Annotated in this window: 16 protein-coding genes and 2 pseudogenes; 4 read left to right on the top strand and 14 right to left on the bottom strand. The window is 56.2% G+C overall.

Going from position 1 to position 12,886, the window contains the following annotated elements:
* The first annotated feature begins 919 nt into the window (after positions 1-919).
* The gene (locus AMR74_RS13215) at positions 920-1,291 is read left to right on the top strand and encodes a MarR family transcriptional regulator (protein WP_053772525.1); all 372 of its coding nucleotides are present in this window, start codon (positions 920-922) and stop codon (positions 1,289-1,291) included.
* The gene (locus AMR74_RS13210) at positions 1,288-1,641 is read left to right on the top strand and encodes a hypothetical protein (RefSeq protein WP_053772524.1); all 354 of its coding nucleotides are present in this window, start codon (positions 1,288-1,290) and stop codon (positions 1,639-1,641) included. Before AMR74_RS13215 ends, AMR74_RS13210 begins: the two co-directional genes overlap by 4 nt.
* A gap of 217 nt (positions 1,642-1,858) precedes the next feature.
* Here the strand turns inward: AMR74_RS13210 and AMR74_RS17405 are convergent, their stop codons facing one another.
* From AMR74_RS17405 to AMR74_RS17380, 11 genes and pseudogenes are all read right to left on the bottom strand, one after another.
* A complete protein-coding gene (locus AMR74_RS17405; RefSeq protein WP_077152323.1) occupies positions 1,859-2,485 on the bottom strand; it encodes a glycosyltransferase family 2 protein in 627 nt (208 codons plus the stop codon).
* Between the two features lie 603 nt (positions 2,486-3,088).
* Positions 3,089-3,340, bottom strand: a complete 252-nt coding sequence (locus AMR74_RS19195) for a hypothetical protein (RefSeq protein WP_053772523.1) — start codon at positions 3,338-3,340, stop codon at positions 3,089-3,091.
* A 46-nt stretch (positions 3,341-3,386) separates the two neighbouring features.
* Positions 3,387-3,713, bottom strand: a complete 327-nt coding sequence (locus AMR74_RS13200) for a DUF5615 family PIN-like protein (RefSeq protein ID WP_053772522.1) — start codon at positions 3,711-3,713, stop codon at positions 3,387-3,389.
* Complete coding sequence (locus AMR74_RS13195) at positions 3,710-3,940, bottom strand: DUF433 domain-containing protein (RefSeq protein ID WP_014556651.1); 231 nt, start codon at positions 3,938-3,940, stop codon at positions 3,710-3,712. The genes AMR74_RS13200 and AMR74_RS13195 overlap by 4 nt, the downstream gene beginning before the upstream one ends.
* Before the next feature lie 228 nt (positions 3,941-4,168).
* A complete protein-coding gene (locus AMR74_RS19405; RefSeq protein ID WP_053772521.1) occupies positions 4,169-4,348 on the bottom strand; it encodes a hypothetical protein in 180 nt (59 codons plus the stop codon).
* 176 nt (positions 4,349-4,524) lie between these two features.
* Positions 4,525-4,773 carry a UPF0175 family protein gene (locus AMR74_RS13185; protein ID WP_053772520.1) on the bottom strand — a complete coding sequence of 83 codons (249 nt, stop codon included), beginning with the start codon at positions 4,771-4,773 and terminating at the stop codon, positions 4,525-4,527.
* A 783-nt stretch (positions 4,774-5,556) separates the two neighbouring features.
* Complete coding sequence (locus AMR74_RS13180; RefSeq protein ID WP_053772565.1) at positions 5,557-6,036, bottom strand: DUF7342 family protein; 480 nt, start codon at positions 6,034-6,036, stop codon at positions 5,557-5,559.
* Positions 6,037-6,093: 57 nt separating this feature from the next.
* Positions 6,094-6,345: a hypothetical protein gene (locus tag AMR74_RS13175; protein ID WP_240471169.1), complete on the bottom strand. Its 252-nt coding sequence runs from the start codon at positions 6,343-6,345 to the stop codon at positions 6,094-6,096.
* A 65-nt stretch (positions 6,346-6,410) separates the two neighbouring features.
* Entirely contained in the window at positions 6,411-7,319 is a 909-nt protein-coding gene (locus AMR74_RS17385; protein WP_077152321.1) for an NAD-dependent epimerase/dehydratase family protein, read from the bottom strand.
* Between the two features lie 128 nt (positions 7,320-7,447).
* A complete protein-coding gene (locus AMR74_RS13165; RefSeq protein WP_053772518.1) occupies positions 7,448-8,902 on the bottom strand; it encodes a sugar transferase in 1,455 nt (484 codons plus the stop codon).
* A 139-nt stretch (positions 8,903-9,041) separates the two neighbouring features.
* Positions 9,042-9,224, bottom strand: a pseudogene (locus tag AMR74_RS17380) (IS5/IS1182 family transposase); the annotation flags it as partial.
* Positions 9,225-9,551: 327 nt separating this feature from the next.
* Between AMR74_RS17380 and AMR74_RS13160 the strand changes: the two are divergent.
* On the top strand, positions 9,552-9,782 hold the full coding sequence (locus AMR74_RS13160) for a hypothetical protein (protein ID WP_053772517.1): 231 nt from the start codon (positions 9,552-9,554) through the stop codon (positions 9,780-9,782).
* A gap of 225 nt (positions 9,783-10,007) precedes the next feature.
* On the opposite strand, the pseudogene AMR74_RS19615 reads toward AMR74_RS13160, so the two are convergent.
* Together AMR74_RS19615 and AMR74_RS18580 are read right to left on the bottom strand one after the other, a co-directional pair.
* A pseudogene (locus tag AMR74_RS19615) lies at positions 10,008-10,160 on the bottom strand (IS5/IS1182 family transposase); the annotation flags it as partial.
* 52 nt (positions 10,161-10,212) lie between these two features.
* Positions 10,213-11,742 carry a hypothetical protein gene (locus AMR74_RS18580; RefSeq protein ID WP_167551920.1) on the bottom strand — a complete coding sequence of 510 codons (1,530 nt, stop codon included), beginning with the start codon at positions 11,740-11,742 and terminating at the stop codon, positions 10,213-10,215.
* Between the two features lie 377 nt (positions 11,743-12,119).
* Here AMR74_RS18580 and AMR74_RS19190 point away from each other — a divergent pair, with 377 nt between their 5' ends.
* Positions 12,120-12,284 (top strand): hypothetical protein, encoded by a 165-nt coding sequence (locus AMR74_RS19190; RefSeq protein WP_167551919.1) that lies wholly within the window; start codon positions 12,120-12,122, stop codon positions 12,282-12,284.
* A 48-nt stretch (positions 12,285-12,332) separates the two neighbouring features.
* Here AMR74_RS19190 and AMR74_RS13155 read toward each other — a convergent pair whose 3' ends face one another.
* Positions 12,333-12,779 (bottom strand): VanZ family protein, encoded by a 447-nt coding sequence (locus tag AMR74_RS13155; protein ID WP_053772516.1) that lies wholly within the window; start codon positions 12,777-12,779, stop codon positions 12,333-12,335.
* Positions 12,780-12,886: the final 107 nt, after the last annotated feature.

The following is a 12,886-nucleotide window of genomic DNA, read 5'->3' as shown; positions in this document are numbered from 1 at the left end:
CATGCGACGGGTAGCGTCTCCTCCACGCGGCAGATGGTGTGACCTCCACGTGGCGGGTAGCGTCTCCTCCACGTGGCGGATGGTGTGGCCTCCACGTGGTGAGTGGTGGAACATCCATGCGACGGGTAGTGTCTCCTCCACGCAGCGGGTGATGTAGCCCCTACATGATAGATAGTGTCTCCTCCACAACCCAGAGGCGTTGCCGCCGATATGTCTGATTAGTTGTATGTATTTAGTCGTCTCCGATCGGCGCTCAACGAGTCGATTGGTGTGTTTGTTGTCTCAGACGTCGCCGCTCTCGAGCGAATTTTGTGAATGAGCGGGACAGATGAGTGGGCCAGATCGTGAATGAGGGGTATCAGGGGGCTAATGAGGGGGCTAATCACAAGACGTCGCGGCCATGATGGGGCCACGAGTTCGACTGATAATAGTAATAATAACCCTCCCACTGACGGGAATTGAGAGACCAGCGGAACCACCTTCGGGGCGGAGCCATGGTGAGTAGATCCACTTTCTGCTGTGAACAGGCTATCCTCACCTGCTCGCAAAATATGTCAGAATTCTTTTTATCTGTACCTAACAGCGTCCGTGAACCGCTACCGAGTCTTCTACTGACCTCTGATTATTAGTTTTGAGCTAACCCGGTGTCTGATTACTTCTCCACCGGCCTGACTGAACACCAGTATCCACTCCAATCCACCGCCAAAGTTGACTTGGAGACGTTGGTGTATCTCTGTTGAGCAGACCGGCACACACAGGCGAAACACTTCGGTGATATATGGTTCAACTGTATACCCGCATCTTAACGCGTGGGATGAAGTCAATTCTACTCGCTGACAGTGTTGTATCATTGTCTTCGAAGGCTTCAAAGCTTTCAGTCTTAACACTCTTCACAGTGGGTGGCGTATCTTAGTCTAAGATGTCCATCGACCGAGACACCTTCGAGAACACGAGCGAGGATGAACTCGAAGACCTTTCTGTCCCGGATCAGGTTCTCGGGTTTCTCGCTGCCCACGACGATCGTGCGTTCAAAGCGCAGGAAATCGCCTCCCAGATCGGCATTGACGAAGGCGCTGTCAGCACTGCGCTCTCGCGGCTGAAGGATCGGGATTTGGTCGACCACAAGGCAACGTACTGGGCCGTAACTGACGACAACGATCGACTAGGCGGGTATAGCGGCTACGAACGGGCGACCGCTCTGTTCAATGAGCAACTCGGTGACGAAGACAAGAAGTCGTGGCGCGAACACGCCCCCGACAAACCACATCCGAGTGTGGAAAGCGAGCAGTGACCGACGAGAACGCAACCCCGATTTTTGAGCGGGGCGACGTAGTCTACGGTGATGACCCGTTCAAAGACGAAGATGATGCCCGACCGTGGCTCATTCTTGCCAATCACGAAACCCGTCCGTTCCACGGCGAGCAGTATATCGCGCTGACGTTGACGACGAAATCCTGGATGGACGGGCTGATCGAAATTCCCGAGGAGAGTTGGCTGCGTGGTGGGACACCCGACGAGAGTCGAATCGTTCCATGGGGCGTCCAATCGATCGACATCAAGGATATCGACTTCTGGCAGGGCCGGGTGGAGAGCGACCGTGTCGACGAAGCGGTTGCCGCCCTCGTCGGAGAGCTACAGTAGCCGACCGATCGGGAACCGGGTGGGAGCCAACTACCAACGACGGAGTCTGTTCACAGAGGGGATCACTCCGTCCACGCCGCGATCGAACCAGCGCCTGGCGAGGAGAAACCGTATGCGAGTCCCCAGTGGATGAGGTGGTTGAGAGAGACACAGTGACCATCGGAAGTCTCGAATCTGATCCTCGGTAATGGGATTTTCCTAGAGCTCAAACTCCTGATCAGGCGCTTTGTGAAACGAGCAGGTACCGAAGCACGTGAAAGAACTGGGCCCCATGCTTCCAGGCAATCCCGCGCGGCTTCTGGACGGGGCGCGTTTCAACTGGGACCTCACCGATTCGTGCGCCGCGTGCTGCGGCTTCCAACACGAAGGTGCCACACGTACATGTGGTGTCGAGTGCAAGTTCCACGGCCAGCGATCGGCGAAGCGCCCTGAGGCCAGTGCCCGAATCGTGGACGTCAAGCCGAAGTTGGGTCAACTTGTTCAACAGTCGTTCTGACGGTCGGGGGATTGTTGAGCGCGCGCCCAACACGAGATCCAATTTGTCGGCGGCGATCGGCTGGATGAGTTTCTTGATGTCAGCCGGTCGGTGTTCTCCATCGGCATCGAAGGTGACGATGATGTCGGTGCTGGCTTCGCGAAACCCTCGCTTCAACGCGGCAATGTACCCCTTATTGTGTGGCTGTTCGACGACAGTTGCGCCTGCGGATCGAGCCTCCGAGACAGTGGCATCTGTGGAGCCATCATCAACCACCAACACTGAGTGCTCATCAGGGAGTTCTGCAACCGTCGTGCCAATCCGGCCTGCCTCGTTGTACGCTGGGACGACAACCGTGGTCGCTGACATAGGTGCTACTCAACGCTCGGTGTACCCAGCACTTTGTCTGTCCGGTGAGTTGCGAACCATGGGAACGGTAGCAGTGAGCAGTCGTGACGCTCAGTAGAACTCTCAGTGGCTAGTATGCTGATCTGTCCACCGGGGTTGTGGGGAGACGCGCCTCCGTGCCGGGAGGTGTCGATACGGTACTCACACCTGTCGTGAGTTGGTTCTTATTATTACTATTATCAGTCGTATCTGAACCCGGTAACGGTCCTACGTCATGCGATTTTCAGCAATATCCCACTCATCTAAGTTCTATATACGTTACAACCCACTAATTGACCCCCTAATCGGATATTCTGTGTAAAAACCCCTCAAAACGACTCAATTCGTGGGTTCTTGGGCGATCTGCTGGCTGGCCTGTGAACTACTGTGCTGACGCCGTGGGGTATGACAAAAAACCATCAAAAACGTGCATGAGGAGGGGTTGCCCCGCCACGTCGACGAGCCCCTTCAGTCGGTCGTCGGTGAACCCACCGAGTTGCGGCCTTCGCACGGTGATTCTCCCTATCAACTAAATAATTCGGCGACACTAGAATTATGGAAGTTGTAAGGCTAAAACCCCGCCCTTCACCTCGATTCTCCGTAAGCGACATTCAGGACCTTCCCCTTCCGATCACACGCGCAGCCCTCTAGGAAGGAGTTCGGCTGGTCGGTGACGAACGAGCGATCGCCGCCTACCGCGAACGGATAGATGCCGAATACGAGCGAACTGCCGCCGATCGGAAACGGGACCGGCGCGAGTTCATCGATCGGCTCGCGAAAGGAGACGTCTAGCTGGTGGACGAGGCGGTCGTCGCGAAGAAACCGGAGCAGGCACACGAGTACACGACCGATCCCACACCGATCCGGTCCTTCGAGATGGACGTCACAGATACTGGACCGGTGGAGCGTCTTCCGAACGGTTCTGTAGGTGCTCGTCGACGACTTTCACAACGTCACCGATCCGCCGTCCGGCCTGTCGGACGTATATCATTCCGCTGTGTTCCATCTCTTCCCCTTCGACGAGTGAGAGAAAATCGTCGTCGAAGGTCAGCAGAATCCAGTCGTGTTCGACCGCGTACCGGAGCTGTTCTCGGTCGGACTCTCCCACCGTTCCTTCGTCTCTCGCGGTGTGAACGCTCCACCCGCGACGACTGAGACCATCGGCGACGGGGATCCAGATACTCTCGTCACAGTACAGCGGCCGCGTCATGCGGAGGCGGGCTCCGAAGACGAGGTCCGAAAGTCGTCGATGTGGTCGTAGTAGTACGCGAGTGCTCGATGGACGTCGCCGAGGCTGAGATCGGGGTACAGTTGTGTGATCTCGTCAGGGCTGTACCCGCTGTGTTCGTACGCTGAAGCGATGTCCTCGACGCGAATTCCCGTTCCCTCGATCGTCGGTGCGCCGTCACTGTGTTCGCGATCCCGAACGACTCCCATACCACGGAATGGCCGAGCAGCGACTTGAAACACGTGGTCCGGCCGATCGTGGCGTATCTCATGCCGGCCTTCCGTCGAGAGAGATCCGTGGGAACGACCGTTCTCACTCCCCACGCACCAACTCCGCCGCCCGCTCCACGTGCGCGGGCGTGTTGACGTTCACACGTCCACCGACACGAACCATCGCCACGTCGTACCCCGCACGCACCAACAACCCCACGGCCTCGCTCAGCTGGTACTCTCCCTTGGCCGACGTACGTCGTGACGCGTAGCGGTCGCCCGGCCTTCACGCTCGTCGATGAGTACTCGGTCCGCGTCGACGTCGACGGCGTACGCGATGGCCGCGGCCTCTCCGCGATCGAGTTCCCGCTCGAACTCGATTCGGAGGTCGGTTGGCTCCGCCGACACGACTCGAATCCCACCCTGATCGCGGAACGCTTCGATACGGTCACGGCCGTCAAAGCCGGCTGTGAGCTCGTTTCAGACCGCCGCCGGAACGACCACCTCACCGAACTGGGCGTCGATCAGGTGAAGCCGCTCGATGAGTGCCAGATTCAACAGTGGCGACGTGTTCGAGACGACCGTCATTCTCGCGCGTACTCGACGTCAAGCGCGAGATCCCCCTCGGTGTAGTGTCGCTCCGCCCCGCGTTCTCCGAGGAGCCGATGGAACTCCGCCTTCGAAAGACCGGCTAGCTCTCGTGCCTTTCCGAAGGACAAATACTCCTCCCGGTACAGCGACACCGCGAGTTCCTGCCGGACGATCGGTTCGCGATCCTCTGGTGGTGCCGCGATTGCGTCCAACACGTCCGACGGGAGATCGATGCTGCTCATGTCGTTGGATCTGGCGTCGTGCTACTTAGTAACGCTGTTCGTCCACTCGCTTCAGTCACGACGTTTGTTTCCTTGACGCCGTCTCGAAGACGTGCGTGAAGAGAGGTCGCCCCGCGACGTCGACGAGTCCCTTCGGTCCGTCCGCCGTCAGCTCGTCGAGTCGACTGCTTGGCCCGGTAGCGGGATGACCGCGTCCATATCACGGCCAGTACACACACGAGTCACTCAATCCGTTGGTTCGGCTCCTCCGAGACATAGAGCGGTCCGCTATCCGGTTTCGATACGACCAGCTGCCCTTTTTGTCGATGCTAAAAGCGGCGTTACTCAGGCGAACATCTATCGGTCCGACGTGTATGCTGGAATCTTCGTTTCGAACAACCGCTGAAGCGCAGTCCACAGAATCTCTGTCGGAACAGATTTCGTGAATTCTGCGCGTATCCGATCGGATTCCCCCGTGTTCCGGTGTTCGTACTGAAAATGTACCGAACCTAGATCCGGATGATCCTCGTCGCGGTGCCACCCACAGTTGAAGCCCGTGTTCGGATCTGCGTAGTGGATTCGATAGGATTCCGTCGCTCGTCGAAACCGCCACTCCACTTCGAGCAGTGGGGACTCTGGACCAGTAGGGGGCTCAACCCGGTCGGGAGCGACACTCGCCCGAATGTATTCTTTCGAGATACTGTCCGGCGCAAAACCAACGGTCGTAACTTTGGGATGTCGATTTAAGACGTCACGAAGCCCGGTATAGACGGACGCGTCGATCGTTCCCGGCAACCCCATCGTTCAGACCGGAACCACGTCTCTATCGGTCGCCCAATCGTACTCTTTGAGCGCTGCCTTCACGACCGGCAACCGGTCAGCGAGGTGGTCCCACTCGCTGGCGATCGCACGCCGTCTCTCGGCCTCGTCAGGGGTATCGATCTCGGCGATACTCGCAAGGAGCTCGCTCGGCGACTCGACGTCGTACTCGGCTTCCCACTCTGCGATCCGCGCCCGCATCCTCTCCAGGGTGTCGGCGAGTTCTTCCCGGTCGTGCTCGCGCTGGAGGGTCGCGACTTCGCGATAGGTCGCCATCAGTTGATCGACGCAGTAGAGCGTCTGGTTCCCGCGGTCGGTCTTCTGTAAAACGTTATCCTCGACGAGCTGATCGAGGTACTTCTGGGCCGTCTTCGTCGTGGTTTCTGTCTCGTCGGCGACCCACGATGCGGTTCGAGGCGTTCGGAGCGTTCGCGCGGCCGCACGAATTCGCTCACCTCGCGTCATCGAGGGAGCGTTCGGATCGGCAGCGTCCGTTTCGTTCGACATAGAATCTCCTATGCCCTAAGGAAATATATATACAAGGGGTTGGAGATATTCAACACTCGTTTTTCTGTGTCCCACTCTCTCTCCGCGCACCAACTCGCTCGCCCGCTCGATATCCTCCGACGTGTTCACGTTCACCCGCTCACCCACCCGAACCGTCGCCACCTCGTAGCCCGCCCGCACCAACACCCCCACGGCCTCGCTCAGCTGGAACTCGCCATCGGCCGACGGCCGAAGGAGCGCACAGGCGTGAAAGACGTCTTCAGGCAACACGTAAACCTTACTGCTGGGTCAACCTCGCTGGCCGCCTTGCCTCTCTTCTGGGCAGCGATTCCTCAACAGAGGGATTCAATCTCAGACCCAAGCGATCGGCTGGGCTCGAACCCCAACTCAGCACGAGCTTTCTGTATTGATGGGCGACTTCGCTCGATATCTCCGTCACGAGCTGCGACGTGGGTGATACGCGAATCTGACTCAACTGTGTCAACGATCAGCTGTGCGAGAGCTTTGATGCTAATACTCTTCCCGGTACCGATATTGTACGCCTCTCCGGGTGTTCCGTTCACCGCGGCAAGGCAGTTTGCGGCAACGACGTCGTCGACGTGGACAAAGTCACGCGTCTGTTCGCCGTCTCCGTGAACGGTGATATCTTCTCCACGACGCGCTTGCCCGAGGAAGACATCGATAACACCACTGTACTGCCCACCGCGCTGGCGCGGTCCGTACGCATTGAAATACCGAAGCATAATCGTCTCTACGTCGTACAGCTCGTTGTAGAGCCGACAATACTCCTCAGCGGTGAGCTTTTCTAATCCATATGGAGACGCTGGTGCCTTCGGGTCCGTTTCTCGAATTGGCACCGAGTCTGGAGTTCCGTATACTGCCGCACTTGACGCGTAAATAAATCGGGCACCTTCCTTCCGAGCGCATTCAAGCAGCTGGAGCGTCGCATCCACGTTTACTTCGTGGCTGTCCACCGGCTCCTCGACGGATTGTTCAACGCTCACGTTTGCTGCTTCGTGAAAAATGAGGTCTGCTCCCGCGGCTGCCTCTTCCGCTGCCTCTGAATCTCGGATGTCGGCTTCAATGAGAGTCGCTTGGTCAGCAACCCACTCGCGACGGCCGCTCGAAAGATTATCGAGAACGGTGACGTCGTTGTCAGTAACCAGCGTCTCGACGAGGTGACTTCCGATAAAGCCGGCACCACCGGTCACAAGTATCGACTGACCTGTCGGTGTGTTCATAAGAGGTCTCTATAGCTCAACTGTAAGTGCTGTCGGTTTTTGATTTCTCTGCCAGTGATTGGTCGTTGCAAGCCACCACGATTTCCGAGGCTCCAGTAGGACATGACACAGGGCGGTAATCCAGTAGTCTACTTCGAGCTCTCTGTAACGAGACGCATAGTATCCGCGAGTACTTTCCAAATTTGCCGAATTACGATCTTCATATCGAAGCTGAATGACTGTCGTTTGATATACTGTAGATCGTATCGGATCTTCCGGCCCGGTTCCTTCCCCGTCACGTCGTTGATTTGTGCGAGGCCGGTGAGCCCGGGCTTTACGAACCACCGTTTCGGCCAGTCATCGACACCGTGTTGAATGTCGGCATCGATCTCAGGGCGCTCCGGCCGCGGCCCAACAACGCTCATTTTCCCCGATAACACTGCCCATAGCTGTGGAATCTCGTCGAGATGTGTTTGGCGGAGCACCCGCCCAACACGTGTCACTCGAGGGTCAACACCTCCTTCGTCCTCATCACTGATCTTCACGCCGGTCGCCGACTCAGCGTTTTCGACCATTGAGCGGAACTTGTACACGTCAAACGTTTCACCGAATACGGCTGTCCGCTCCTGCTCATAAAGTATTGATCCGCCGTCATCCAGTTTGATCGCGATGGCGATAGCGACAATCACCGGAGAAAGCACAAGCAGTCCGATCCCCGCAAACCCAACATCGAAAGCTCGCTTGACGAGATGATCTTGGATATCCCACGGCTCGATGTCAATATCAACGAGCACGCCCGGGTCGTCCTCTGCGAGCAGCACAGCGTCGGCAGCATTGCGGTGGGCCTTTGCGGCGACTCCGTGCTCATAGCAGGCGTCAAGCGTGCCAAAGAACTCAGCCCGGTCTGTCTCCCCAAACGCGAGGATCACGGTGTCAATGTCGTGGTTGACCAACACATCCTCAAGCCGAGAAAGGCCACCCAACTGATCAAGGCCAGTCTCTATCCGGTAGCCACCATCTGCGGCGGACATCATATCGGCGTCTGTTGCTCCGTGGTTCTCCCCCAAGTGACCTTGTGGCCGTGTTGGAAACAGATATCCAAGCAGCGCGAGATCTGTTTCACGCCCAGCCTCAGCGACACGCGAAATCTCGATAGGATCATCCCCAACAACAATCGCCCGCTCGCTGCGGGCCTCCGGGCGGCGCAGCCAGATGAACCACGCCGGCAGGATGACGAGTAGAATCGGCGTGATCAACACTAATGTTAGCCGCGGCACCTTGTACGTGTAATCGAAGTAGCCGATCGTCGCTAAGGCGAACACGGCCACAAAGACACGCTTGTGCGCGAGCGCGATAATGTCGAGGATCCGCCGCGGGCGCGGCTTGTACAGGGGAATGAATGCGCCCGCCACCACCGTCACGGTCAGTACAACCTCAATGACGAACTCTGCGCCCGCCGGCGGGTCAACGGGTAGCCGCCCAATGACAGGGACCATTGACACGGCCGCTTGGACGGTGCCGTTGTTGACGAGCATCACCGCCACCGTGACTAGCGCGGCGACGCCCCCCACGCTCGCGATCCGATACTGCCAGCCGGTATCCATCGCTACAACGTGTCAGGCACATCCTAATAAGCGTCGCGTCTCACGGGCGGGTGCTGTTCACAGACGTTCGAGTTGGAAGCCCACGGTGCAGCCGAACCAGCGCGATTCCCCAGAACTCACCGAACCAGGACCACGCTTATACAGCGAAGCCGAGCGAGCGCTTGAAAGCTAAGCTCACGAGTTCGGTCTTAGAGCGCTGATTGTAGCGGTTATCGTCGATTCTGACGTTGTGTGCGTGGTCGTACGGTGCGAAGATGCGGTGCTTGATCAGCGGTCTGATCCCGAACTCACGCAGACTTTCACGAAGCGATTGCTTGTCATAGCGAGGGTGTCATAGAACTGTTATCATGGGGGGCACAAGAGAGTATTTGTCTAGTTGAGTTCGAAGAATAGCGTCGGAAACTGGAGCCACTATTGATACGAATCGCCCTACAGAGGGTATGTGAACTGTTCTATGACGCCCTCAGAGCGATTAATTTGGTGATTCAATTTATCTGACACGCCGATTGAGACGTAACAAACGTGACCAACAGCATAGATCCAACGATAGTGGTCTTGTGGTATCCAGACAATTAACATCTTCTACGAAAATAGGTTTTTAGGAAAGAAACAAATCTTTACTTTTTCTAAACCCGTATTCAGTAGTACGATGGTGGTTGAAACAGCGGAACTCCAATCGGAGCTGGAAGAAAAGGGTGAACTAATGCTCGCAGTTTCAGAGTTTGATGAACCGCTGGAGATGCATCTCCACGATTCAGAGATCGAAGACGGGGTCATCAAGATTCAGTTGACAGACGGCGTCCTCACATTCGATGTTGACGAGGTGGTCGCTGTATGGCATCATACGCACTCACTTGCTGACTTCGGACTTGAGGACTGACATCAGCGAATTAATTTCTTGAGCTCAGTCTACTCGTAGAGCGATCGAATTGCGGTTTCGTATTTCCAACCAGTATAGTGACGGTAAGGTTGTCATAGAACTGTTATCATAGGGGACACGAGAGAATATTTGTCTAGATGAGTTCGAAGAATAGCGTCAGAAATTGGAGCCACTCTTGATACAGGTCGCTATACAGAGGTATGTGAACTGTTCTATGACACCCTCTGTATCGAGGCAAATCCGGAGACAATGGAGGGAAGCGAGTGTGTAGTCGGCGGATTCGCCGCCCCGGACGGTGGCGGCGGATTCGCCTCCATCACCAGTAACTCTTTGAGCAACCGGCACAACTTGCCCGTTGAAGTGGGAGATTTGCGCCATGAGCAACTCAAGTCTCCCGCTTCAACCCCTTTGATTTAGCGCGGGGAGGATGTCAAACCCAATGTCCAAGTAGGTAAGTCCCTCCCACAATAACGATTCCACCAAGAGCATCACGTGTGCGAATTGGGAGAAGCGTCGGAGACTCTGACCCAGTGTCCGATGGTGACCCGTCCCCGCTGGGACCATCTGTACCGCTAACGCTTTTGTTACCTGTGTCCTCACTGCGTGCGTTCTGTGTCGTCGTATTCGTTTCCGTAGAATTTGTTGAGTTTGTGGTAGTGGCAGACGCTGTGTCAGTGTCAGCGTCTGTGTCCTGTTGTGTATCTGGGACGTCTGGCGTGATTTTTGTTGTATACTCTCCAGTACGATACTTGACCAACACGTACACCAGTGTATTCTCAGGAGAGGCTTTGAGCTCTTGATCAATATTCACTTTATCAGTAAAGCCCCCTGCGTAATACGGTCGAACGAGGTCCATCCGTTCACCAGTGCGTGTGTCAACTGTCTCAACCGTAACCTGACCAATCTCTGCATCCGAAACTGTCCCGGTAACGCGGACTGTTTCTGTTTCTACATTAGTAGTCGCCTCTGTAACACTCACATCTGGCTCAGGATCATACCGAATTGAAAGCGTCCTATTCCGGATGTTCCCAGCAGCATCTTCTGCTGTGATTTGAAACTCGTTATCATCGTTATCATCGTATAAATCCACTGTCGTATCAAATTCATATTTCAGCATATCTGGGTTTGGCTTTGCGTTTCCACTCAGCAGCAGTACCTGTGACCCGTTATTGGAGGTCCGATTTATTTCAACGCGCGTGAGTTTAGTCTCATCTCGGACTATTCCACTAACGTGGGCGGTGTCAGTGTAGCTTTCATTTTCAGCTGTGAACTCAATCTGCGGGTCAGTTTCATCGTCAAGAATGATCGAGAACCGATCGGTGTTTGTGCGGCCTCGACTATCCGTGTACTTCGCTACAATCTCGTTCGTTCCGTTTGCGAGTAACAGTTCTTGCGAGAATGAATCCCCGGGATTCGAAATGCCATGGATTCTTCGGTCGACTTGAGAGCTATTTTCACCGGGTCCGTAGTCAGTGGTTCGTTCAATTCGAACCCGCTCAACATCTAACATCGTATGGAGATCACCAGCTAGTGTAACCTGTCCACTCGTCACGTTTACTGTGCTATTTGGCCCCCCTTTGATCGTTGTCGAGAACGGCGAGGTATATCGCACACGGGGCGCTGCGGTATGCTTTGTTACGGCGGTTTGTATCGTTGTTATCCCGTCCGTTTTCACAATTGTCTCAACAGTGTTCTCGTTAGGGTCTAACTCAAGTGTAAGAGAGCGGTCAAACTGGGTGGAGTTTGGCCGGTATGAACGGTAGATGTCACCATTAACACGAATTTCGAGTAGATCTATCGGAGTATTTGCCGTGACTGTAATGTTTGTCTCTGGGTCTTCAAAGACGACTAGTTCAGCCCCACCCGTAGCGTCTTCGTTATCTACAGTCATGTTGACTGTTGTCCCCTCTGCCGTTACAGATCCAACCCCGGTATATACGAGTAGGAGTAGGAGACACATAGCACACAAAGCAGTTGCTAAGTGCCTGTAAGTAATCTCTCGGAGGCGTTGAGTGATGTGTGAGGTCATGGTACACTAATAAACTCGTCTGTGTACTATCGCTGGTATAGTAGAGTATAATAATACATCGTCAAGATTATCAAAATTGAGACAGCTGTGGGCCGCGACAGAGACGAGTGAAAACTGTCGTGACATCTTCCCACACTTAAACCGCGCCGAGGAACCCACCGGTGGAGTCGAACCGCCGTCACGCGGGCGGGGCCCACGCCGCGACCGTAAGGGGTCGCGTGCTGTCATAGGAGAGGCCGCAGACTTGTGGCTACTTAGCTGGTCGAGTAGGTCTCACCGATACCCAGTGCCACAGAGTTCGCAGAGGTTTGCGCAACGCCGCCACCACCGTCACGGATGAACACCTCGTTAACTTGGAACTCGGAGGGCACACCGCAGAGATCCGAGTCGTCGGCGGCTGCGACCGCATCCCGATCGATCTCGAGTTCGTACCCGTCGCCGTTGAGATTCTGGGTCGTAGATGCGCCGATTGAGTCGTATCTTGCCCACAGCCTCTGTCTTCAGGCGAAAAGGCAGGCCGGTCACCGCACTGGTGTCTCAAAGTCGGCTGCGCGCCGCACACGATAGAACCGCACCCACCGCGTGAGCACCCGCCAACACACGGCCGCGGCGGCCGCCCCGATTGCATTCACAAGCAGGTCGCCGACATCGGCGGTTCGCGCGTCCAGCGTCGACTGGAGCAGCTCGATGCTCCCGCCATACCCGACGGCGACGAGGAACACAACGACCAGCACAGTCCGGTCGCGCCACGCCGAATCCTGAAACGCGTACGCAAGCGTCACCGCGAGGCCGGCGTACGCCAGCCCGTGGAGCCATGTGCTGTACGGGAGAACGCCGAACGGCCCGGTTCGAATCATGCCACTCCCGGGCGGTGTAACCACCGAGAAGTAGAGGATCGTCGCCGCAACCGCGAGAACCCCTGCCAGCCGGATCGCACGTGGCACGAGCGGGAGCCGCAGGCGACCCATTATGGCCGAGTCGTCTCGCAGGACCGATAAAAGCCTGCGGATTCGGGCTCCCGTGCCGGATCGGCGAACGGGTACGCTTTTTACCTGCGCGCCGGTCGTCGATGATA

It is taken from the genome of Halorubrum tropicale (genome assembly GCF_001280455.1).
Taxonomy (GTDB): domain Archaea; phylum Halobacteriota; class Halobacteria; order Halobacteriales; family Haloferacaceae; genus Halorubrum; species Halorubrum tropicale.
The sequence above is the reverse complement of the archived record's forward strand: the minus strand, read 5'-3'. Positions and strand labels throughout refer to the sequence as shown.